The organism is Achromobacter sp. ACM04 (assembly GCF_014851465.1).
GTDB lineage: Bacteria > Pseudomonadota > Gammaproteobacteria > Burkholderiales > Burkholderiaceae_B > Achromobacter > Achromobacter aegrifaciens.
Map to the genome: position 1 here is coordinate 290953 of NZ_JACUZS010000002.1, position 22976 is coordinate 313928.

The following is a 22976-nucleotide window of genomic DNA, read 5'->3' on the forward strand; positions in this document are numbered from 1 at the left end:
GCGCACCATCCGCGTGCGGAGTGCGCTCCGCGGCTGTGCGCGACTGGCGGCCGGCGCGGCGCAACACGATGGCATGGAACTTGCATGACTGAAAGCATCAGGGGGAATCTCATGCTCAAGGTCATGCTGCTCAACGATGGCGAGGGACGCGCGGCGTCGCTGCGGCAAACGCTGGCCGCAGCGGGCGTACATGTCGTGGCCGAAATGGCGCCGGACATGGATCTGGCCGCCGCCATCGCCCAAGCTGCACCCGATGTGGTGTTGATAGACAGCGACGCCCCCGGCCGCGACACGCTGGAGAACGTATGCGTGGCCAGCGAACACAGCGACCGCCCGGTCGTGATGTTCACCGACAACGGCAATCGCGAAACCATACGCAGCGCCTTGCGCGCAGGCGTCGCGGCCTACGTGGTCGGCGACGTGCCTGCCGGACGCATCGAGCCGCTGCTGACTGTGGCGATCGAGCGCTTCGCCATGGAGAAGTCGCGGCGCGAAGAACTGCGCGAAGCGCAATTGCGCCTGGCCGACCGCCAATGGGTGGAAAAGGCCAAGGGCATCCTGATGAAGGCGCGGGCGATTTCCGAGGATGAGGCCCACGGCCTGTTGCGCCAGCGCGCCATGCAAAGCCAGAAGCGGCTGGGCGAAGTCGCGCGGGAGGTCGTGGAAATGAGCGCGTGGCTGGGCAAGTCCACTTAATAAGCTTTGGTTATATGGAACAAAGAAATCAAAAGTTGTGGGGATGAAGCCCCCTTCCTATGATCCAACGACACTATGCCGGGTACGCCCGAGGCTGGCATTCATGAAGCTTTTCCCGATTTTTGCCGATTTGAAAGACAGGCTGGTCCTGGTGGTGGGCGGCGGCGCCGTCGCCGAACGCAAGACGCTGTCCCTGCTGGAAGCCTCCGCCGACGTGCTGGTGGGAGCGCCGGAACTGACGCCCGCCCTGGCCGCGCTGGCCGCCGAAGGCCGCATCCGCCATTTGTCCGGCCGATTCGATCCCGCCTGGCTCGACGAAGTCTGGCTGGCGGTCGCCGCCACCGACGACCGCGAGACCAACGCCGCCGTCTCGGAGGCTGCCGGCGCCCGGCGCATCTTCAGCAACGTGGTGGACGATCCTGAGCTGTCGTCCTTCCAGGTGCCCTCCATCGTCGACCGCTCGCCCGTCATCGTCGCCATTTCCTCGTCAGGCGTGGCGCCGGTGCTGGCGCGGCGCATCCGGGAACGCATCGAATCGCTGTTCGACCACACCCTGGGCCAGTTGGCCGGGCTGGCCGCCAGCTACCGCAAGCGCATCCGCGCCAGCCATCCCGACCTGGGCGCGCGCCGCCGCTTCTACGACTGGCTGCTGGACGGCCCGGTGGCCGGCTTCCTGCGCCAGCAGCAGCCGGCCCAGGCCGAAGCCGCGTTGGCGGGGGCCTTGGCGACGCCGCGAACGCCCGACGCCGGCAGCGTGGTACTGGTGGGCGCCGGCCCCGGCGACCCCGGCCTGCTGACGCTGAAGGCATTGCGCGCGCTGAACGAGGCCGACGTCATCCTGCACGACCGTCTGGTCAGCGCCGACGTCATGTCGCTGGCGCGCCGCGACGCCGAGCGCGTATCGGTCGGCAAGCTGCCCGGCGAAGACCATAACGCCACCCAGGCCCGCATCCACAGGCTGATGGTCGAGCACGCGCGCGCCGGCCGCCGCGTGGTGCGGCTCAAGGGCGGCGACGCCTTCATCTTCGGCCGGGGCGGAGAGGAACTGGAATACCTGCGCGCGCACGGCGTGCGTTATGAAGTGGTGCCCGGCATCACCGCCGCGCTGGCCTGTGCGGCCTATGCCGGCATCCCGCTGACGCACCGGGAACACGCCCAGTCCGTCCGCCTGGTCACCGCGCATTGCCGCGAAGACGAGGACAACCTGGACTGGCCTGCCCTGGCCCGCGAAAAGCAAACCCTGGCTTTCTACATGGGCGTGGGGCAACTGGATCTGCTGACCGGCCGCCTGCTGGCCCACGGCCGTTCTCCCGACACGCCGTTCGCGCTGATCGAGAACGGCAGCCGGCCCGAGCAACGCGTGCTCTCGGGCGCGCTGGAACAGCTGCCGGCCCTGGCCGCCGAACACGCGATCCGCTCACCCGCGCTCTTGATCGTGGGCGAAGTGGCGGGATTGGCTTCGCAATTGCAGTGGTTCGGCCAGCACCTGGACGGACGCCTGGAGCGTCTGGCAGCCTGAGGGGCCGGGGGCCCAATGCAAAACGCCAGCCTGCGGGCTGGCGTTTTTGTTCGTGGCCGTACCCCGGCCGCTATTCCGTCTTCTGCGTGGTGCCGAAGATGCGGTCGCCGGCGTCGCCCAGGCCAGGCATGATGTAGCCGTGTTCATTCAGGCCGTCGTCGATGGACGCGGTGTAGATGTGCACGTCGGGGTGCTTGGCCAGCACGGTATCGATGCCCACGGGCGCGGCGACCAGCACCAGGGCGCGGATTTCCTTGCAGCCCGCGCGCTTGAGCAGGTCAATCGCGGCGACCATCGAGCCGCCGGTGGCCAGCATCGGGTCGACGATCAGCGCCAGGCGCTGGTCCAGTTCGCCCACCAGGCGTTCCAGGTAGGTATGCGCTTCCAGCGTTTCTTCATTGCGGGCCACGCCCACCACGCTGACCTTGGCGCCCGGAATCAGGCTGAGCACGCCGTCCAGCATGCCGATGCCGGCGCGCAGGATGGGCACCACGGTGACTTTCTTGCCTGCGATCTTTTCGACTTGCACCGAACCGCACCAACCTTCGACGGTGGCCGGCGCCAGCGGCAGGTCCTTGGACGCTTCATAAGTGAGCAGCGCGCCCACTTCCTGGGACAGCTCACGGAAGCTCTTGGTGCTGAGGTCGGCGCGGCGCATGATCCCGAGCTTGTGGCGGATCAGCGGATGGCGGATTTCGTGCACGGGCATGTGCGTAACTCTCCAGAGTATTGATAGACAGGGTATTCGCCTCAGGCGGAACCATGACGGCGCGGCGCGCTTTGCATCGCCCAGCCGTCGAGCCACATTTGAGGATCGTAATCGGTTTGGAAGGGAATTGTTATTGACCGCCCGCAGGATGATCCGAAGATACTCGCCGGCGAGGCGGAGGCATGTTTATTGTTCAGTGAGCCAGGCGATCAGGGCGTCGTCGAAGGCCCGCACGGCGCCCGCCTGTTCATGGTTGACGATGCTGACCACCACATAGCGCTTGCCGCTGGCGCCCAGCACGTAGCCCGCGATGGAACGCACGTCGCGCAGCGAGCCTGTCTTCAGGTGGGCCATGCCCGCCGTGCCGTCGCCCTTGAGGCGGCGACGTACCGTGCCGTCCACTCCCGCGATCGCAAAGGATGAAATGTACTCGGGCATGACCGGCGAGTTCCAGGCCACGGTCAGCATCGACGCCAGGCTGTCGGCCGACACCCGCGCGTCGCGCGACAGGCCGGCGCCGTTGTCGATGACCAGCTCGGGCATGTCCAGGCCCTGCCTGGCCAGCAGCCCCTTGGCCACGGCTTCGCTGCTGGAGACCGTGGCGGGCCGGCGGCCGCGCTCGGCGCCCAAGGTCAGCAGCAAGGTGCGCGCCATGACGTTGTTGCTGCGCTTGTTGATCTGGCGGATCGCCTCGGCCAGCGTGGGCGAATCATGCGAGGCCAGCACCACCGCGTCGGGCGGCACCATGCCGGAACGGACCTGGCCCTTGAAAGTGCCGCCCAGCTCCTTCCAGAGCATGCGGAACACTTCGGTGGCGTACTCGGGCTGGGACAGCGCCAGGCGATACAGGCTGAATTCGCCGCAGGAGCCGGCCACCTTGCCGTTCACGCGGATGGTCACGCCCTGCTGGGTGATCACCGGCTCGGTCGTCACCACCGGGGGGCCCGGGCAACGGGCATCGCTCCATTCGACGCGGCCCTCGATCTTCAGGCCCGGCAGCGGCGGATCGATCAGTGGCACCCATTTATTGGCGGCGGGGTCCGGCGTGAAGAGCAGCCGCATCGCGCCAAAACCCACCATCAGGGCGTCCGGACTGGCGTTGTAGGCCCGGTCCGGGGCGCCGTCGAAGGCGCCCGGGTCGGTCGCGACCTGGCCGAAGATGCTGCGGTCGATGACCAGGTCATTGATCTGCTTGACGCCGCGCAGGCGCAGTTCGCGCAGCAGCACCCACAGGTCCTGCAGCAGGAATTGCGGATCGCCGCCAGCCCGCAGGTACAACGGGCCGCTCAGCACACCCTTGGCGTCGGGACGCGCGCCCGGCGCCGTCATGAATTCGGTGCGCCAGACGTAGTTGGGCCCCAGCTCGGACAACGCGGCCCAGGTCGTGACCAGCTTCATCACCGAGGCGGGATTGCGCGACTCCTTGGCGTTCAGCGCCACCAGGCGCGGCCCGCCCACCTCCTGCACCACCAGGGACAGGGAACTGTCGGGCAGCTTGCTGGCTTTCCAGGCATTCACCACGTTGGGCGGCAGGCCGGGCACCTGCGCCCAGGCCGCGCCCGCCACCGCGGCCAGCAGCCCGCCGGCCAGCCATCGCTTCAGCCCGCCCATACGCTTATACGCTTGTCCCGTCATGCCACGCCCACCCGGTTGCTCGTCCTGCAAAACCGAGAGCATACAAAACCTGGACGAATTGCGGCGTGGGAGGCCCTCCCACCGCCAGCCCCGAACAAGCAAAAAGGCCTCTTGAGGACGCAGCAGATACATATTGCATGCGCAACGCCGGGGCCTTCCTCCTTATTTCTGCAGCCTCCACTTGCCGGAAGCCACGGTCGCCATCACCAGCGCCCGCTCATCCAACCCGTTGTGGTCGGTGGGACTCATGTTGACCACGCCGGTCGCGGTGGGCAGGTTCTTGACGTTCTCCAGCGCATCGCGCAGCGCCGCCCTGAATTCGGGCGTGCCGGGCTTCGCGGTCTTCAGTGCCACCGGGATGGCCTGCTGCAGCAAGAGGCCGACGTCCCAGGTATAGGCGGCGAACAGGGACACGCTGCCCGCCCCGTTGGCCGCTTCATACTTCTTGGCGAAGGCCTGGGCGGTGGACTTGACGGGGTTGGTATCCGGCAGCAGGTCGGCCACCATCACCGGTCCCACCGGCACCCAGGCGCCCTCGCAGGCATCGCCGCAGACCCGCAGGAAGTCGTTGTTGGCCACGCCGTGGTTGAAATAGATCTTGCCCTTGTAGCCGCGTTCGCGCAGCGCACGCGCCGGCATCGCGGCGGGCGTGCCGGAGGCGCCGACCACCACGGCGTCAGGCGCCGCGCCGATCACCTTCAGGGTCTGGGCCACGGCGGACGTGTCGGTGGGCGCGAAGGCTTCCTTGCCCACCACCTCGATGCCATGCTTCTTGGCCGCCTTCTCGATTTCCACCCAGAAGGTTTCGCCCAGCGCGTTGTTGAAACCGATGAAGGCCAGCTTCTTCACGCCGTTGGCCGCCGCATGCCGCGCGATGCCCTCGGCCATCAGCGAATCGGAGTGCGGAGTCTTGAACACCCAGCGGCGCTTGTCGTCCATGGGCTCGATCAGCCGCGCCGACGAGGCCAGCGTAATCACCGGCGTGGCGCCGCTGGCCACGGTGTCCAGCATGGCCATGGTGTTGGGCGTGGTGGTGGACCCGACGATCAGGTCCACCTTGTTCTCCGAGATCAGCTTGTGGGAATTGCTGACGGCGCGAGTGGTGTCGGAAGCGTCGTCCAGCACCACGTACTCGACCTTGACGCCCCCGATCTCGGTGGGCAGCAGGCTGATCGTGTTGCGTTCGGGGATGCCCAGCGAGGCCTGGGGACCGGTGGTGGACAGGGTGGCGCCGATTTTCACCTGGGCCAGCGCGGGCGCGGCGCCCGCTGCCAGCAGGGCGGCCAGCGCGGCGGCCATGAGGGTACGACGAGGGGTCATGCGGAGTCTCCTTGGATACGCGGATGTCTTATGCTTTGCGCCGATCCGCTACGGCGTGGAACTCTGTTTATACGGCGGGGAACCCGGCTGGCGGGCGCCTCGGTGGCCCGCTGCGGGTTTGTCCGAACGGCCTCGCAGCGCGGCGCGGCTGCGTTCTTGCTGGTCTCCACGTTGCCAGTGACTGGCAAGCGCTGTATTTTTTAGTGATACACGTATTCTAATAAGAGACAAACTCATGTCAACAGATAGCAGCACGGGGATCCAATCAGCCGAAATCGCCCTGGACGTGCTGACGCGGCTGGCCGAATTGGGCGGCGCCCTGTCCGTGTCCGAGCTCGGCCGCAGCCTGGACATGCCGCGCGCCAAGGTGCACCGTTACCTGGTGTCGCTGGAGCGGCGCGGCTATGTGGAGCAGGACGCGGCCAGCGCCCGCTACCGGCTGGGCCCGCAGGCGCTGCACACCGGACTGGCGGCGCTGGCCGAAGTGGATTTCGTGAAGCTGGCGGCCGGCAGCCTGGACGGCCTGAGCGCCGCCATCGGCCAGACCGTGTTCATCTCGGTCTGGGGCCAGCACGGTCCCACCATCGTGCAATGGCGCGACGCGCGGCTGCCGGTGACCGTCAACGTGCGGGTGGGCTCGGTGCTGCCGCTGCTCAACAGCGCCACCGGCCGGGTCTTCGCCGCGTGGCTGCCCGAAGCCCTGGCCCTGCCGCGGGCGCTGTCCGAATGGGAGGCGCTGCAGGCGCATGATCCCGAGGCCGCCCGCAAGCTGGATGCGACTGAACCGCCCGCCGATCTCGCCGCCGCGCTGCGCCGCCAGTGGCAGGCGACCCGCAAGCGAGGCTACGCCAGCGTCAGCGGTCACCTGCTGCACGGCATCAATTCGGCCTCGGTGCCGGTGCTGGATGCCCAGGGTCATCTGGCCGGCGCCATCACCAGCCTGGGACTGCACGGGGGATTCGACCTGTCGGCCGACGGCGAACCGGTGCGGGCGCTGACGGCGGCGGCCGCGGATTGCTCGCGCCGGCTGGGCTGGAACCCGGCGCGCTGAACCCAGCGGGGAGGCCCATCCGTCCCCAGGACAGGCAGCCCGATCTTGCGGGCGCTTTACAATACAGGGTTGCCCCGGGCCTGCCTGGCCCGTTTCCGCCCTCTTTTTGCCGCCCTTGCCGGACGGATAGCCGCGTGTCCCAGCCCCTCACCGTCGCCGATTTCAATTACGAACTGCCGCCCGAGCTCATCGCCCAGGCGCCCGCCGCCGAACGCACCGGCAGCCGCCTGCTGCACCTGGACGGCGCCGGCCAGCTGCACGACCGGCAGTTCGCCGACCTGGCCTCGCTGCTGCGCCCGCAAGACCTGCTTATCTTCAACGACACCCGCGTCATCAAGGCGCGGCTGAACGGCCACAAGATCACCGGCGGCAAGATCGAGGTGCTGGTCGAACGCATCACCGAACCCGACCGCGTCCTGGCCCATGTGCGCGCCAGCAAGTCGCCCGGTCCGGGCATGGTGCTGCGCCTGGCCGACGCCTTCGAAGCCACCGTGCTGGGCCGCGAAGGCGAACTCTTCGACATCCGCTTCCCAGGCCCCGTGCTGGACCTGCTGGACGCGCACGGCGCCACCCCGCTGCCGCCCTACATCACGCACGAAGCCGACACCGGCGACGACGAGCGCTACCAAACGGTCTACGCCCGCGAGCCCGGCGCCGTGGCCGCGCCCACCGCCGGCCTGCATTTCGACCAGCCCACGCTGGACCGCCTGGCCGCGATGGGCGTGGAACGCGCCTTCGTCACGCTGCACGTGGGCGCGGGTACCTTCCAGCCGGTGCGCGTGGACAACCTGGCCGACCACGTCATGCACGCCGAATGGTTCACCGTGCCGCAAGCCACGGTCGACGCGATCGCCGCCGCCCGCAGCCGCGGCGGCCGGGTCATCGCCGTCGGCACCACCAGCGTACGAGCCCTTGAATCCGCCGCCGCCCAGACCGAAGGGCGCACCGCCCCCGGCCTGCCGCTGGCCGCCGCCCAGGGCGATACCCGCCTCTTCATCACCCCCGGTTACCGGTACCGCGTCATCGACGCCCTGGTCACCAACTTCCACCTGCCCCAGTCGACCCTGCTGATGCTGGTGTCGGCGCTGGCCGGCGTAGAACCGATACGCCGCGCCTACGCCCACGCCGTTGCCGAGCGCTACCGCTTCTTCAGCTATGGCGACGCCATGTTTATCGAGTCCCCCGCCCCATGACCGGACTGAATTTCGAACTGCTCGCCACCGACGGCGGCGCCCGCCGCGGCCGCATCACGCTGAACCACGGCGTGGTCGAGACGCCCATCTTCATGCCTGTGGGCACCTATGGCAGCGTCAAGGCCATGATGCCGCACGAACTGAAAGAGATCGGCTCGCAGATCGTGCTGGGCAACACCTTCCACCTGTGGCTGCGCCCGGGCACGGAAATCATGGAAAAGCATGGCGGCCTGCATGGCTTCATGCAGTGGGACAAGCCCATCCTGACCGACTCCGGCGGCTTCCAGGTGTTCAGCCTGCAAGGCATGCGCAAGATCACCGAGGAAGGCGTCAAGTTCGCGTCCCCGATCGACGGCGCGCGGCTGTTCCTGACGCCGGAAGAATCCATGCGCATCCAGCGCTCGCTGAATTCCGACATCGTCATGGTGTTCGACGAGTGCACGCCCTATGAAATCGACGGCCGCCCCGCCACCGTCGAAGAGGCCGCCCGCTCCATGCGCATGTCGCTGCGCTGGGCGCGCCGCTCACGCGAGGAGTTCGACCGCCTGCAGAACCCCAACGCCCTGTTCGGCATCGTCCAGGGCGGCATGTACGAAGCCCTGCGCGACGAATCCCTGGCCGGGCTGCAGGAGATCGGCTTCCACGGGTACGCCATCGGCGGCCTGTCGGTCGGCGAGCCCAAGGAAGACATGATGCGCATCCTGGCGCACGTCACGCCCAAGCTGCCGGCCCAGGCGCCGCGCTACCTGATGGGCGTAGGCACGCCGGAAGACCTGGTCGAAGGCGTGAGCCGCGGCGTCGACATGTTCGACTGCGTCATGCCGACCCGCAACGCCCGCAATGGCTGGCTGTTCACGCGCTTTGGCGACGTCAAGATCCGCAACGCCAAGTACCGCGACGACACCCGACCGCTGGACCCCAGCTGCAGCTGCCATACCTGCGCGAATTTCTCGCGGGCCTACCTGCACCACCTGCAGCGCGCCAACGAAATCACCGGCGCGCGCCTGAACACCCTGCACAACCTGCATTTCTATCTGACCATCATGAAGGAAATGCGCGAAGCCATCGCCGAAGGCCGCTTCGACGCCTGGCGCGCGCAGTTCGCGGCAGACCGGGCGCGGGGGGTGGATTAGAATTTCAGGACCTATATACAATAGTCGGCTTGCCCTATCCATGGCTCGCGCGGGGATGGGCGCAGAAAAACACTAGATACAAACACCCAAACAGACTAAACGCAGGAGAATTCAATGTCCGTTATCGATACCGCCAGCCTCGTCGTGGCTCAGGCCGCCGCCCCCGAGGGTAACGCGCTGATGGGCATGCTGCCCATCATCCTGATGTTCGTGATCCTCTACTTCCTGATGATCCGTCCCCAGATGAAGCGCCAGAAGGAACACCGCAACCTGATCGCCGCCCTGGCCAAGGGCGACGAAGTGGTCACCGCCGGCGGCATGCTCGGCAAGGTCACCAAGGTCAACGACAGCTACGTCACCGTCGAAGTCTCCGAACTGGCCGACAAGCCGGTCGAAGTGATCATGCAGAAGTCCTCGGTCTCGACCGTGCTGCCCAAGGGAACCATCAAGGCCCTGTAAGCGTCCCACAGGAGCCCCCATCGGGCTCCTGTTGCTTGATGGCCCTGTCGCCGCCCGCCGCGCTTGCCGCCCGGGCGGCCCTTTCATCACTTTTACATGAAGTAGCCGGCAATGAACCGCTATCCCCTTTGGAAGTACATTACGGTCCTGGTCGCGGTCATCATCGGCCTGCTGTACACGCTTCCCAACTTCTACGGCGAATCCCCGGCCGTCCAGGTTTCCAGCGCCAAGGCCACGATCAAGGTCGATCCCGCCATGCTGAGCCGGGTCGAACAGATCCTGACCGACGCCAAGATCCCCAATGAAGGGGTCTATTACGAACAGAACGGCACGCTCGGCACCGTGCGCGCCCGCTTCACGTCGACCGACCTGCAGCTGCAGGCGCGCGACCTGATCGACAAATCCCTCAACACCGTCGCCGGCGACCCCCACTACACGGTCGCGCTGAACCTGCTGCCCGCTTCGCCCGCCTGGATGCGCGCGCTGGGCTGGTTCGCGCCCAAGCCGATGTACCTGGGCCTGGACCTGCGCGGCGGCGTGCACTTCCTGCTGCAAGTGGACATGCAGGGCGCCCTGACCGCCCGCTACGACTCCCTGGCCGCCGACGTGCGCTCCGTGCTGCGCGACCAGAAGGTCAACGTGGCCGGCGTCGAACGCTCGGGCATGGCCATTGCCGCCACCTTCGCCAATACGGACGACCGCGACCGCGCCATTTCCACGCTGCGCAGCCGCCTGCCCGACCTGGAATTCACCGAGCGCATGGAAAACGGCAAGCCGCTGCTGATGGCTGCGCTGAACCCGGCCGCCGTCACCCGCGTGCAGGATTCCGCGCTCAAGCAGAACATCAACACGCTGCACAACCGGATCAACGAACTGGGCGTGGCCGAACCGGTCATCCAGCAGCAAGGCGCCGACCGCATCGTGGTGCAGCTGCCCGGCGTGCAGGACGTGGCCAAGGCCAAGGAACTGCTGGGCCGCACCGCCACGCTGGAAATCCGCATGGTCGACGACTCCCCCGCCGCGCAGGCCGCGCTGCTGGGCGGCAGCGTGCCCTTCGGCCTTGAACGCTACAACGACCGCGACGGCCGTCCCATCCTGGTCCGCCGCCAGGTCATCCTGACCGGTGAAAACCTGCAGGATGCCCAACCCGGCCGCGACTCGCAGACCCAGCAGGCCGCCGTCCACCTGACGCTGGACTCCAAGGGCGCCCGCATTTTCCGCGACGTCACCCGCGACAACATCGGCAAGCGCATGGCCATCCTGTTGTTCGAAAACGGCAAGGGCGAAGTGGTCACGGCCCCGGTCATCCGCGGCGAAATCGCCGGCGGCCAGGTGCAGATCTCGGGCAGCATGAGCTCCGAAGAGGCCGCCGACACCGCGCTGCTGCTGCGCGCCGGCGCCCTGGCTGCGCCCATGTCCATCATCGAGGAACGCACCATCGGCCCGAGCCTGGGCGCGGACAACATCGCCAAGGGCTTCTACTCGACGCTGTACGGCTTCCTGGCCATCGCCGCCTTCATCATCCTGTACTACCACCTGTTCGGCGTGTTCTCCACGATCGGCCTGACCATGAACGTGCTGCTGCTGCTGGCGCTGCTGTCCATGCTGCAGGCCACGCTGACCCTGCCGGGCATCGCGGCAATCGCGCTGACGCTGGGCATGGCCATCGACTCGAACGTGCTGATCAACGAGCGGATACGCGAGGAACTGCGCGCAGGCGCAAGTCCGCAGCAAGCCATCCATCACGGCTTCGAACGCGCCTGGGGCACCATTCTCGACTCGAACCTCACCACGCTGATCGTGGGCCTGGCGCTGCTGGCCTTCGGTTCCGGCCCGATCCGGGGCTTCGCCGTGGTGCACGTGCTGGGCATCCTGACCTCGATGTTCTCGTCGGTGGTGGGTGTGCGCGCGCTGGCCAACCTCTGGTACGGCCGCAAGAAGAAGCTCACGTCGATCTCCATCGGTGAAGTCTGGAAACCGAAGACCAACTGAACATGAGCGCGGGCGGCCCGGCCGCCCGCCACAGATAAAGCCTAAGGCGAAAAATGGAATTTTTCCGTATTCACCGCACCATCCCGTTCATGCGCCACGCGCTGGTGCTGAACATCATCAGCCTCGTCACATTCCTGGCGGCTGTTTTCTTCATCGTCACGCGCGGCTTCCACCTGTCGATCGAATTCACCGGCGGCACGGTCATGGAAGTCAACTACGCCCAGACGGCGCAGCTTGAAAACGTGCGCGGCGTGGTCTCCAAGCTGGGCTACACCGACTTCCAGGTGCAGAACTTCGGCACCTCGCACGACGTCATGATCCGGCTGCCGTTGCAGGAAGGCCAGACCTCGGCCACGCAGAGCGAAACCGTCATGGCCGCGCTGAAGACCGCCGACTCCGGCGTCGAACTGCGCCGCGTCGAGTTCGTGGGCCCGCAGGTGGGCCAGGAGCTGCTGCACAACGGCCTGATGGCCCTGCTGGTCGTGGTCATCGGCATCATGGTCTACCTGGGCTTCCGCTTCGAATGGAAGTTCGCCGTCGCCGGCGTGATCGCCAACCTGCACGACGTGGTGATCATCCTGGGCTTCTTCGCCTTCTTCCAGTGGGAATTTTCGCTGTCGGTGCTGGCGGGCGTGCTGGCGGTGCTGGGCTACTCCGTGAACGAATCCGTGGTCATCATGGACCGGATCCGCGAGAACTTCCGCAAGTACCGCAAGGCGGACGTGCACGAAGTCATCAACAGCGCCATCACGCAGACCATCTCCCGGACCATCATCACCCACGGTTCCACGCAGATGATGGTGCTGGCCATGCTGTTCTTCGGCGGCCCCACCCTGCACTACTTCGCCATGGCCCTGACCATCGGCATCTGGTTCGGCATCTACTCGTCGGTGTTCGTGGCCGCGGCCCTGGCCATGTGGCTGGGCGTCAAGCGCGAAGACCTGGTCAAGCCGGTCAAGAAGGAAGGCGAGGAAGGCGAAGCCGCCTGATCCGTTTCCGCTTGAAGACAAACCCGCCGCAATCACGGCGGGTTTTTTATTGCGCGGCGCTTGCCGTCTTACGCCTGGCCAGGCGCCGCAGGGCCAAACCGCTCGGAACCACGGCGAATTGCAGCAAGCCGGCGTAAAGCCAGGCCCAGGTCCAGCGGAAACGCCACGGAATGAATTCAGGCACCCCGTTGTCGTCGAAGTACGGGTCATGAATGACCAGCGCCAGGCCGACCAGATACGAAAGCACAAGGCATCCCGCCACGAACAGCCACCGCCGCGTAGCCGGGGCCTTCCAACCATGACGCCGGCCATGCACGGCGCCGGCCGCCAGGCTGATCAGCAGGCTGGCCGCGAACAAGACGGGGAATAGAAGAAAAGCCACGGCGTCGCTCCCGACTGCAGGTCCGGCGCCATTGTGCCAGCCGCGATCGCAAATGGCTCTCGGACGCGCACAGGGTGCTTTCCGCTTGACCAACACATAAGTATTGACTAATGTATTGTCATGCTCGAAACCGACATTTTCAAGGCCCTGGCCGATCCGACCCGCCGTGCCATCTTCGAAAAGCTCGCCGCCGGCGGCATGAACGCCAGCGCCCTGCGCGTCGGCATGGAGATCAGCCAGCCAGCCATGTCGCAGCACCTTGCGGTGCTGCGCAAGGCCCGCCTGGTGCGCGAGGAAAAACAAGGCCGTTTCGTGAACTATGAAGTCGACCCCGACGGGCTTGCGCTCATCGCCGGATGGCTGGCGAAGTACCGCGCCTACTGGCCGGCCCGCATCGAAGCCCTGAACGCCCTGCTCAAGGACATGGACCAATGAAGCCGACCGCGCCGCAAGACTCGCCCCAGGACATCGTGCTCGAATACGAACTCGACGCGCCGCCCGAAAAAGTCTGGCGCGCCATCAGCATCCCCGAATTCCGCGAGCAATGGCTGCCTGGACGGGCGCTGGCCAGCGCCGAACCCGCGGACGCGACGCCTGCCGAAGAAATCCAATACCGCATGCGCGACGAGGAGCCGCCTTTCCTCGAAAGCCTGGTGACCTTCCAGATCCGGCCCGTCGCCGACGGCCGCACGCTCCTGCGCATCATCCACGCGCTGGACGACGCGCGGTTCGAACGCCGCGGGCGCCCGGCCGCCAACGACGCCGGCCCCTTCCTCGTGCGCGCCGCCTGAACCCGGCCCAAGCGCAAGGCAATCGCAACCCAGGAGATTCGTCCATGCAGGACGTGATGCAATACGTACCCATGGTGGTCGAGCAGTCCGGCCGCGGCGAGCGGTCCTTCGACATCTATTCGCGACTGCTGCGCGACCGCATCATCTTCCTGAACGGCGAAGTCAACGACTCGGTGTCGGCGCTGGTCTGCGCCCAGCTGCTGTTCCTGGAATCCGAGAACCCCACCAAGCCCATCCATCTCTACATCAACTCCCCTGGCGGCGTCATCACCAGCGGCCTGGCCATGTACGACACCATGCAGTTCATCACTGCGCCGGTGCACACGCTGTGCATGGGCACGGCGCGCTCCATGGGCTCGTTCCTGCTGATGGCGGGCGAACCCGGCGAACGATGCGCGCTGGCCAATGCCAGCGTGCACGTGCATCAGCCTTTAGGCGGCTTCCAGGGCCAGGCCTCGGACGTGCTCATCCACGCCGAGGAAATGCGCAGGACCAAGGACCGCGTCACGCGCGTCTACGCCCAGCACTGCGGACGCAGCTACGAAGACGTAGAGCGCACACTGGACCGCGACTGCTACATGAGCGCGGAGGAAGCGCTGGAATGGGGCCTGATAGACCGGGTGCTGAAGCGCCGGGACCTGGGCGTCTGACACTGTACCGCCCGCCCCCGTCGCGCTGTACGGGTACGGATCCGCGCGGATTCGCTACCATAGCCGGACCATGAAACTCGTCATCGATCACCTCGTCATCGCCGCCGCGGACCTGGACAGCGGCACCGAATACGTCGCAGCACTGCTCGGCATCGCCCCCTCGGGCGGCGGCGCGCATCCGCGCATGGGCACCCACAACCGGGTGCTGGGCATGGCCGGCGGCATCTACCTCGAAGTCATCGCCATCGATCCTCAGGCCCCGGCGCCTGCCCGGCCGCGTTGGTTCGGGCTGGATCAGGACGCCGTCCGCGCCCGCATCGCCCAGGGTCCCTACCTGGCGCATTGGGCGGCGCGGGTCGAAGCGCCGCTGGATCTGACGCGTATGCAGGCGGAGCATCCCGCACGCATCCCGCCCGCCATTCCCATGGAACGCGGGCAGTTGCGCTGGCGGCTGACGGTGCCCGACGACGGCAGCCTGCCCGCCTGGCGCGAAGCGGGCCATGCGGCCGGCGACGGTCTGCTGCCCACGCTGATCCAGTGGGACGTGGCCGACTACCCCGGCGTCAGCCTGCCGCGCCAGCACCTCACACTCAAGCAACTGTCCGGCAGCCATCCGCAGGCCGGGCTGCTGCGCCAAGGGCTGGCCTGGCTGGGCGCGGATCACCTGATCCAGGTGGAACAGGTCGACGGCCCGCCGCGCCTGAGCGCACAGATCGAAACGGCCGGCGGCCTGAAGATCCTGGCCTGATCGTCCGCCCCGCCTTGCAAAAAAAACCAGAACATCCGGAGACCCTTTACATGAATGCCACCCGCAAGCGATTCGACGAAGACCCTTACCTGGACCGATGCGAGGCCACCGTGATCGCGGTCAGCCCCGAGGGCGTCGAACTGGACGAGACTGTCTGCTACGCGCGCAGCGGCGGCCAGGCGGGAGACAGCGGCACTTTGACGCTGGCCGACGGCCGCGCGCTGACGCTTGCCGACACCGTCTACGCCGAAGACCGCAAGCGCATCCTGCACGTGCTGGAAGGCGGCATCGCACCGCAAGTGGGCGACCGCGTCTCGGTGACCATCGACTGGCCGCGGCGCCACCGCCTCATGCGCCTGCACACCTGTCTGCATCTGCTGGGCGCGCTGGTGCCCGCCCCCGTGACCGGCTGCAGCATTTCACCCGACTCCGCGCGCGTCGACTTCGACCTGCCCGAATCCACGCTGGACAAGGCCGACCTGACCGAACGCCTGAACGCCTTGATCCAGGCCCGCACCGGCGTCAGCATCAACTGCATCACGCCCGAGGAACTGGCCGCCGAACCCGACCTGGTGCGTACCGTGGGCGCTGCGCCCCCGGCCGGCACCGCCAGCATACGCATCGTCGAAATCCCGGGCGTGGATCGCCAGCCCTGTGGTGGCACGCACGTGGCCAACACCGGCGAGATCGGCGCGGTGATCGTTACGAAGATCGAGAAAAAGAGCCGCACCAACCGGCGCGTGGTGGTGAATTTCGCGTAAGGCGTAGTCTGGAGCCCGCCCCTGGCCGGAATCATGTATGTGTTGTTCGGCCGCCCGCGCGGCCGAACAACACGGGCAGCCCACGACTCGCCCCCGACCACAGCTCCAGCAGCGCAACTAGCCAAGACGCACGTAGCCCGTCGGCGCGGGCGGCGTGGCGGCTCGCAACCTCGATGCGCCCGAGGGAATCTGAAGGAAAGGCCGAAGGCCTTGACGAAGATGACGACGGGGGAGTCCGGAGCGAACGCTCCGGACCGCAATCGTGGGCGCGAGCCGCCACGCCGCCCGCGACGACGGGCGACCTACGAAGCACAACCCAACGTCCGCAATAGCAGACCTTATTTCTTCCACCAGCGCCAGGGCGCGCGCAGAGGCCACTGATATCCGGCGCCCAGCACACGGGGCGCCAATACGTGCCCGACCAGCACCGCAATGCCCGCGGCCGTCATCACGTCCGACAGGTAGTGGTCCAGGTTGACCAGCCGGCTCATCGCCACCAGCGCCGCCAGCAGCAGGAAGACCCAGCGCCAGCGCGGCGCCAGGATGCCCAGCACCACTGCCACGGCAAATGCCGCATAGGTGTGGCTGGAGGGGAAGGAGTTGTACAGCTGGGCGCGCGAGAACGACTCGCCCACCCCGTAGATGCCTTTTTCGAAGAACAGCTCGGGACGCGCCCGCGCCACCGAACGCTTGAGCACCAGCACCACCAGTCCGCCTACCGCCAGGGTCGACAGCATCAGCAGGCTGCCGCGCGCCATGCTGGCGTAGCTCATGCGCACCGGATTGCGCCAGCCGCGCGCCAGGCCGACCAACCCGATCACGTAGAAGGCCAGCGCCACGCCGATATAAGGGCCGCTTTCGCCGAGTTCACCGATCCATTCGAAGGATTCGTTCACGCCTTCAGATACCGACTGCTTGATCCACACCGCCAGCGGCAGGTCCACCCACAACGCGCACGCGCTGGCGGCCAGCGCCAGGGCGCAGCCCAGCAGCACCCAGGTCAGCGCGGAAAAGGGGTTGCGGAACTGGTCCGGCGTGAGGCTGGCTGAGGCGTCGGATACGGGAGCGGCCGCCGAAGGCGTCAGGGGATTGCTGTTCATCGATACCGCTATCGGGAAATGAGAAACGTTCCTGGGCTGCAAAATCAGCCCAGCACGCTATCGTAACGGCCTGCGCGCGCCAGACCAAGAAGCAAATGCGGGCAAGGGTTAAAATCCCGGGTTTCCTACCATTCTCTGCCCCCGGGATCTACACCCGTCACGGCGACCATCATGCAAGAAACCACCCTCAAGCGCGCCGACGCCGCGCCCGACGGCGCCAGCGCCGCCCTCCCCGCCGCGGACGCCGGCTCCCCCCGCAAGCTGTACATCCGCACCTTCGGCTGCCAGATGAACGAGTACGACTCGGACAAGATGGCCGACGTGCTGCGCGGCGACCAGGGCCTGGAACTCACCGACAACCCGGAAGACGCCGACGTCATCCTGTTCAACACCTGTTCGGTGCGCGAGAAGGCGCAGGAAAAGGTCTTCTCGGACCTGGGCCGCGTGCAGCACCTGAAGAAGACCAATCCCAACCTGGTGATCGGCGTGGGCGGCTGCGTGGCCAGCCAGGAAGGCGAAGCCATCGTCAAGCGCGCGCCCTACGTGGACGTGGTGTTCGGTCCGCAGACGCTGCATCGCCTGCCGGACCTGATAAAGCGCCGCCGCGACGAAGGCCGCTCGCAGGTGGACATCAGCTTCCCCGAGATCGAAAAGTTCGACAACATGCCGCCGCCCCGCGTGGACGGCGCCACGGCGTTCGTGTCCATCATGGAAGGCTGTAGCAAGTACTGCAGCTTCTGCGTCGTGCCCTACACGCGCGGCGAGGAAGTCTCGCGCCCCTTCGAGGACGTGCTGGTGGAGGTCGCCGACCTGGCCGACCAGGGCGTGAAGGAAGTGACGCTGCTGGGCCAGAACGTCAACGCCTACCGCGGCCGCATGACCGACAGCGACGAGATCGCCGACTTCGCCATGCTGCTGGAATACGTGCACGAAATCCCGGGCATCGAGCGCATCCGCTACACCACCTCGCACCCCAAGGAAATGACCCAGCGCATGGTGGACGCCTACGCCCGCCTGCCCAAGCTGGTGTCCTTCCTGCACCTGCCGGTGCAGGCCGGCAGCGACCGCGTGCTGGCGGCCATGAAGCGCGGCTACACCACCCTGGAATTCAAGTCGGTGGTGCGCCGCCTGCGCGCCGCCCGCCCCGACCTGACGCTGTCCTCGGACTTCATCGTGGGCTTTCCCGGCGAAACCGAGGAAGACTTCGAAAAGACCATGAAGCTGATCGAGGACGTCGGCTTCGACACCTCGTTCTCGTTCGTGTATTCGCGCCGCCCGGGCACGCCCGCCGCCGACCTGCACGACGACACGCCGCAAGACGTGAAGCTGCGTCGCCTGCAGCGCCTGCAGGCGCTGATCAACGAGCAGGCGGCCACGATCGCCCGCAACATGGTCGGCACGCGCCAGCGCCTGCTGGTCGAAGGCCCCTCGCGCCGCGACCCGAACGAACTGATGGGCCGCACCGAGAACAACCGCATCGTGAACTTCGCCGCGCCCGCGCGGCTCATCGGACAAATGGTCGACGTCATCATCACCGAAGCGCACACCAATTCGCTGCGCGCCCGGGTCGCCGACGTGGACCGCACTCCCCAAGAGGCCGAATGACCACTCCCCGCTCCCGCGCCCGCCGCAGCATGCCCATCGTCGTCACCCTGGACGGCGACAACACCCATCTGGCCAATCTCTGCGGCCCGCTGGACGAAAACCTGCGGCAGCTGGCCGACGGCATGAACGTCAAGCTCTCGCGCCGCGGCAGCCGAGTCACCATCGAAGGCGAACTCGCGGAACTCGCCGGCCGGATACTGCGCCGCTTCCACGAACAGGCCGTGCACCGCGCCCTGTCGGTCGACGACATCCAGCTCGGGCTGGTCGAGATCGGCGTCGGGCGGCAGGAACAGGAACTGAAGGAAGAGCAGGCCCGCGAGGCCGACCCGCTGCCCGCCCTGGACGACGAAAGCGACAGCATCGCCCTGCGCACCAAGCGCAGCGACCTGCGTCCGCGCACGCCGCGCCAGCGCGACTACCTGAACAACATCCTCAAGCACGACATCACCTTCGGCGTCGGTCCCGCCGGCACCGGCAAGACCTGGCTGGCCGTGGCCTGCGCCATCGACGCAATGGAGCGCGACACCGTGCAGCGCCTGGTGCTGACACGCCCCGCGGTCGAAGCCGGCGAACGCCTGGGCTTTCTGCCCGGCGACCTGGCGCAGAAGGTGGACCCGTACCTGCGCCCGCTGTACGACGCGCTGTACGACCTGATGGGCTTCGAAAAGGTGCAGCGCCTGTTCGAAAAGCAGACCATCGAAATCGCGCCGCTGGCCTACATGCGCGGCCGCACGCTCAACCACGCCTTCGTCATCCTGGACGAAGCGCAGAACACCACGCCGGAACAGATGAAGATGTTCCTGACGCGGATCGGCTTCGGCAGCAAGGCGGTCATTACCGGCGACCCGTCGCAGGTGGACTTGCCGCGCGGCCAGGACAGCGGCCTGGCGCATGCGGTGAAGGTGCTGCACGACGTGCAGGGCATCGCCACCACCCGATTCACCAGCCGAGACGTCGTGCGCCATCCCCTGGTCGCCCGCATCGTCGACGCCTACGACCGCGCCGCAGAAGATGAAACCTGAACTGTCCCTGTCCGTGCAATACGGCGTCGAGGAAGCCCGCCTGCCCCGCTGGCGCCTGCGCCGCTGGGCCGAACGCGCGCTGGCGGGCGCGGCCGACGACGGCCTGGTCGCGTTTTCCGCGGCGGAGCTGAGCTTGCGGCTGGTTGGCGCGGCCGAAGGCCGGCGCCTGAACCGCGACTTCCGCGGCCGCGACTATGCCACCAATGTGCTGACCTTCGAATACGGCGTGGATCCGCTGGGCGTTGCGCGCGGCGACATCGTCATGTGCGTGCCGGTGCTGGTGCGCGAGGCCCGCGAACAGCGCAAGGCGCTCCTGGACCACGCCGCCCATCTCACCATCCACGGCGTGCTGCACGCGCTGGGCTACGACCACATCAAGGCCCGCGACGCCAAGCGCATGGAGGCCCTGGAGACCGCCACGCTGGCCGCCATGCGCATCGCCGATCCTTACATGGCAGCCTGACTCGCGGACTCGGGTCAACCCTGAGAAAAATTGGCCCCCACGCTGCGCGCCTTAGGCGCTTGCTGCCCCCCCGAGGGGGCGATTTTTGCCTTGGGGCGGCCCGGCGGCAAAAATTGCCGCCAAATGGCGTCCAGCAAGGCGCAGATGGCGGCGGTTCCCCTCATTTTGGGGGCCGCCGTTACAAATTGCAGGCCAGTATCGGTTATGCTGGGCCCTCCATAACTTGTCCTCCCGGACGATGTCTGACCCTTATCCTGCTCCCGAAGCGACGCCTGCTCGCTCCTCCAAACCCGCCGCCAAATCCCTTCTAGACCGCCTGCTTTCCCTCGTGCGCCGCGAGCCCGAGGACCGCGAAGGCATCAAGGCCGTTCTGGAAGCCGCGCACGAACGCCAACTGCTCGACGCGGAATCCTACAAGATGATCAAGGGCGCGCTCGCCGTGTCCGAAGGCACCGTGGGCGACATCATGGTCCCGCGTTCGCGCATGGATCTGCTGGACGTCACGCAGCCCATTCCCTACCTGGTCGCCTCGGTCATCGAGACCGCCCACTCGCGCTTCCCCGTCTACGAAGGCGATCGCGACAACATCATCGGCATCCTGCTGGCCAAGGATCTGCTGCGCTGCATGCTGGAACCCGGCATCGAGGTGCGCACGCTGGTGCGGCCCGCCGTCTTCATCCCCGAATCCAAGCGCCTGAACGTGCTCCTGCACGAGTTCCGCGCCAGCCGCAACCACCAGGCCATCGTCATCGATGAGCATGGCGGCATTTCCGGCCTGGTGACGATGGAAGACGTGCTGGAACAGATCGTCGGCGATATCGAAGACGAATTCGACGAAACCGAGGAAGACTCGATCTTCCCCGAAGGCGAAAACCAGTGGCGCGTCCTGGCGGCCACCGACATCTCGCACTTCAACGACGTGTTCGGCTGCCAGTTGCCCGACGACGAGTACGACAGCGTCGGCGGCTGGATGGGCGGACAGCTGGGCCGCATCCCGCGCCGCGGCGACATCGCCGAATTCGACGGCCTGCGCCTGGAAGTGGCCCGCGGCGACGCGCGCCGCGCCATCTGGCTGCGCGTCAAGCGCAACGCCGCACCCCAAGCCCCCCGCTCCTCCGAAGACGCATGACCCAGTCCCCGCGCAGCCATAAACTGCGCGGCGCCGCCGGCCTGGTGCTGGCGGGCGCCGTGCACGCCCTGACTTTTTCGCCCGGTCCCCTGCCGGATTGGGCCTTGGCGGCCACACAGGTCCTGATGCTGGCCATCGTTGCGCGCGTGACCCTGTATGCGCCCTCGGCGAAACAGGCCTGGCTGCGCGGCTGGCTGTTCAGCTTCGCCAGCTACTCGCTGGGCCTCTACTGGATTTTCATCAGCCTGCACCGCTACGGCGATCTGGCCGCGCCGCTGGCCGTGGCCGCGGTGCTGGCGCTGTCGGCCTTCCTGGCGCTGTTCCCGGCCACGGCCAGCGCGCTGGCGCGCCGCTACGCGCCGCTGGAGCCGGGCTCTCCGCCCTCCCGCATACTGTCGGGCACGCTGGCCTGGGCTGCGATGTGGGCGGCCTTCGAATGGCTGCGCGCCGTGCTGCTGACGGGCTTTCCCTGGCTCAATATCGGTTACGCGCAAGTCGATAGCCCCATCGCAGGCTGGGCGCCGCTGCTTGGCGTGCACGGCATGGCCTTCCTGGCCGCCTTCGTCGCCGCTGCCCTCGCCAGCCTCTGGCAGCCCTCGCGTAAAAGCGGGACTGGCTCGCGCCACGCCCTGGCCGCCGGTATCGCGCTGGCCCTGGCCGCCGCTGGCTGGCCGCTGTCCCGCATCGACTGGTCCACGCCGTCCGGCGATCCGCTGAACGTGCGCCTGGTCCAGGGCAACATCGAGCAGTCGCAGAAGTTCGACCCCGCCCTGCTCGACCAGAGCCTGGTGCGCCACCTGGACCTGGCAGCCATGCCGCCGGCTCCCGGCGTGCCCGCGCCGCAGTTGATCATCTTGCCGGAAACCGTGCTGCCCATCTTCCAGGACCAGCTGGATCCGCGCGTCTGGGCGGTCTGGCGCGACCTGGCCGCCCAGCGCAATACCACCATCGCCATGGGCGTGCCGCTGCACGACCGCGTCAATGGCCGCGAGCGCTACACCAACAGCGTCATGGGCTTTGACGGCAATACCCCGGTCGAACAGCTCGTGGCCGGCACCACCGCCATGCGCTACGACAAGCGCCACCTGGTGCCCTGGGGCGAATACGTGCCGCCCGGATTCCACTGGTTCGTCGACATGCTGAACATTCCGCTGGGCGACTTCGATCGCGGCGCGGTACGCCAGACGCCCTTCGCGGTCGGCGGCCAGCACATCGCGTTCAACATCTGCTACGAAGACCTGTTCGGCCCCGACCTGTTGCCCGCGCTGCAACCCGGCCCCAACGGCGAACCGGGCGCGACGATACTGGTGAACGTGAGCAACCTGGGCTGGTTCGGCGACTCCTGGGCCTTGCGCCAGCATCTGCAGATCGGCCGCGTGCGCACCATGGAAACGGCGCGGCCCATGCTGACCTCCACCAACACCGGCATCACCGCCGCCATTGACGCCAAAGGCCGCGTCGCGGCCCAGCTCGCGCCGCTGCAGGCCGGTGTGCTGCCGGTGGCCGTGCAAGGCATGACGGGGCTGACGCCATACGCACGCTTTGGCGACAAGACGGCACTGGCCCTGATCGGCCTGGCGCTGATCGCCGCGTTCGGCAGCGGCCGCAAGACGCGTCGCGCCTGAGGCG

General features: G+C 67.2%; 23 protein-coding genes. 18 read left to right on the forward strand and 5 right to left on the reverse strand.

Features of this window, described 5'->3' with window-relative positions:
- Positions 1–84: 84 nt before the first annotated feature.
- Both IB259_RS12115 and cysG read left to right on the forward strand, forming a co-directional pair.
- Complete coding sequence (locus IB259_RS12115; RefSeq protein ID WP_225596847.1) at positions 85–696, forward strand: ANTAR domain-containing response regulator; 612 nt, start codon at positions 85–87, stop codon at positions 694–696.
- Positions 697–799: 103 nt separating this feature from the next.
- Entirely contained in the window at positions 800–2215 is a 1416-nt protein-coding gene (cysG, locus tag IB259_RS12120) for a siroheme synthase CysG (protein WP_192329119.1), read from the forward strand.
- 70 nt (positions 2216–2285) lie between these two features.
- On the opposite strand, the gene upp is transcribed toward cysG, so the two are convergent.
- From upp to IB259_RS12135, 3 genes are all read right to left on the reverse strand, one after another.
- Entirely contained in the window at positions 2286–2924 is a 639-nt protein-coding gene (upp, locus tag IB259_RS12125) for a uracil phosphoribosyltransferase (protein ID WP_054451547.1), read from the reverse strand.
- A gap of 186 nt (positions 2925–3110) precedes the next feature.
- Positions 3111–4535, reverse strand: a complete 1425-nt coding sequence (gene dacB / locus IB259_RS12130; RefSeq protein WP_370127277.1) for a D-alanyl-D-alanine carboxypeptidase/D-alanyl-D-alanine-endopeptidase — start codon at positions 4533–4535, stop codon at positions 3111–3113.
- A 186-nt stretch (positions 4536–4721) separates the two neighbouring features.
- Positions 4722–5879 (reverse strand): ABC transporter substrate-binding protein, encoded by a 1158-nt coding sequence (locus IB259_RS12135; RefSeq protein ID WP_054451549.1) that lies wholly within the window; start codon positions 5877–5879, stop codon positions 4722–4724.
- Positions 5880–6114: 235 nt separating this feature from the next.
- Between IB259_RS12135 and IB259_RS12140 the strand changes: the two genes are divergently transcribed.
- The 6 genes from IB259_RS12140 (at position 6115) to secF (ending at position 12696) form a co-directional block, all read left to right on the forward strand.
- Positions 6115–6930, forward strand: coding sequence for an IclR family transcriptional regulator (locus IB259_RS12140; protein WP_192329121.1), 816 nt, complete (start codon positions 6115–6117; stop codon positions 6928–6930).
- Between the two features lie 134 nt (positions 6931–7064).
- Positions 7065–8123, forward strand: coding sequence for a tRNA preQ1(34) S-adenosylmethionine ribosyltransferase-isomerase QueA (queA, locus tag IB259_RS12145; protein ID WP_054451551.1), 1059 nt, complete (start codon positions 7065–7067; stop codon positions 8121–8123).
- A complete protein-coding gene (tgt, locus tag IB259_RS12150) occupies positions 8120–9256 on the forward strand; it encodes a tRNA guanosine(34) transglycosylase Tgt (protein ID WP_054451552.1) in 1137 nt (378 codons plus the stop codon). Before queA ends, tgt begins: the two co-directional genes overlap by 4 nt.
- 114 nt (positions 9257–9370) lie before the next feature.
- Positions 9371–9715 (forward strand): preprotein translocase subunit YajC, encoded by a 345-nt coding sequence (gene yajC / locus IB259_RS12155; RefSeq protein WP_054451553.1) that lies wholly within the window; start codon positions 9371–9373, stop codon positions 9713–9715.
- Between the two features lie 111 nt (positions 9716–9826).
- Entirely contained in the window at positions 9827–11707 is a 1881-nt protein-coding gene (gene secD / locus IB259_RS12160) for a protein translocase subunit SecD (protein WP_054451554.1), read from the forward strand.
- Between the two features lie 53 nt (positions 11708–11760).
- The gene (gene secF, locus IB259_RS12165; RefSeq protein WP_054451555.1) at positions 11761–12696 is read left to right on the forward strand and encodes a protein translocase subunit SecF; all 936 of its coding nucleotides are present in this window, start codon (positions 11761–11763) and stop codon (positions 12694–12696) included.
- 46 nt (positions 12697–12742) lie between these two features.
- Here secF and IB259_RS12170 read toward each other — a convergent pair whose 3' ends face one another.
- Positions 12743–13078: a hypothetical protein gene (locus IB259_RS12170; RefSeq protein WP_156337323.1), complete on the reverse strand. Its 336-nt coding sequence runs from the start codon at positions 13076–13078 to the stop codon at positions 12743–12745.
- 120 nt (positions 13079–13198) lie between these two features.
- On the opposite strand from IB259_RS12170, the gene IB259_RS12175 reads away from it, so the two are divergent.
- From IB259_RS12175 to IB259_RS12195, 5 genes are all read left to right on the forward strand, one after another.
- Positions 13199–13513: a helix-turn-helix transcriptional regulator gene (locus IB259_RS12175; protein WP_054451557.1), complete on the forward strand. Its 315-nt coding sequence runs from the start codon at positions 13199–13201 to the stop codon at positions 13511–13513.
- Entirely contained in the window at positions 13510–13869 is a 360-nt protein-coding gene (locus tag IB259_RS12180; RefSeq protein WP_192329123.1) for an SRPBCC domain-containing protein, read from the forward strand. The genes IB259_RS12175 and IB259_RS12180 overlap by 4 nt, the downstream gene beginning before the upstream one ends.
- Positions 13870–13913: 44 nt before the next feature.
- Complete coding sequence (locus tag IB259_RS12185; RefSeq protein WP_054451559.1) at positions 13914–14519, forward strand: ATP-dependent Clp protease proteolytic subunit; 606 nt, start codon at positions 13914–13916, stop codon at positions 14517–14519.
- A 70-nt stretch (positions 14520–14589) separates the two neighbouring features.
- Positions 14590–15267, forward strand: a complete 678-nt coding sequence (locus IB259_RS12190; protein ID WP_054451560.1) for a VOC family protein — start codon at positions 14590–14592, stop codon at positions 15265–15267.
- 50 nt (positions 15268–15317) lie between these two features.
- Entirely contained in the window at positions 15318–16028 is a 711-nt protein-coding gene (locus IB259_RS12195) for an alanyl-tRNA editing protein (protein WP_175163586.1), read from the forward strand.
- A gap of 338 nt (positions 16029–16366) precedes the next feature.
- Here IB259_RS12195 and IB259_RS12200 read toward each other — a convergent pair whose 3' ends face one another.
- On the reverse strand, positions 16367–17128 hold the full coding sequence (locus IB259_RS12200; RefSeq protein WP_175181896.1) for a phosphatase PAP2 family protein: 762 nt from the start codon (positions 17126–17128) through the stop codon (positions 16367–16369).
- 171 nt (positions 17129–17299) lie between these two features.
- Between IB259_RS12200 and miaB the strand changes: the two genes are divergently transcribed.
- The 5 genes from miaB to lnt all read left to right on the forward strand — a co-directional run bounded on the left by miaB (position 17300) and on the right by lnt (position 22972).
- The gene (gene miaB / locus IB259_RS12205; protein WP_054451562.1) at positions 17300–18733 is read left to right on the forward strand and encodes a tRNA (N6-isopentenyl adenosine(37)-C2)-methylthiotransferase MiaB; all 1434 of its coding nucleotides are present in this window, start codon (positions 17300–17302) and stop codon (positions 18731–18733) included.
- Positions 18730–19755 carry a PhoH family protein gene (locus IB259_RS12210; RefSeq protein ID WP_054451563.1) on the forward strand — a complete coding sequence of 342 codons (1026 nt, stop codon included), beginning with the start codon at positions 18730–18732 and terminating at the stop codon, positions 19753–19755. Before miaB ends, IB259_RS12210 begins: the two co-directional genes overlap by 4 nt.
- Positions 19745–20218, forward strand: coding sequence for an rRNA maturation RNase YbeY (ybeY, locus tag IB259_RS12215; protein ID WP_119451034.1), 474 nt, complete (start codon positions 19745–19747; stop codon positions 20216–20218). The genes IB259_RS12210 and ybeY overlap by 11 nt, the downstream gene beginning before the upstream one ends.
- Before the next feature lie 238 nt (positions 20219–20456).
- On the forward strand, positions 20457–21347 hold the full coding sequence (locus tag IB259_RS12220) for an HlyC/CorC family transporter (protein WP_054451565.1): 891 nt from the start codon (positions 20457–20459) through the stop codon (positions 21345–21347).
- On the forward strand, positions 21344–22972 hold the full coding sequence (gene lnt / locus IB259_RS12225) for an apolipoprotein N-acyltransferase (protein ID WP_119451033.1): 1629 nt from the start codon (positions 21344–21346) through the stop codon (positions 22970–22972). Before IB259_RS12220 ends, lnt begins: the two co-directional genes overlap by 4 nt.
- The last annotated feature ends 4 nt before the right edge of the window (positions 22973–22976 follow it).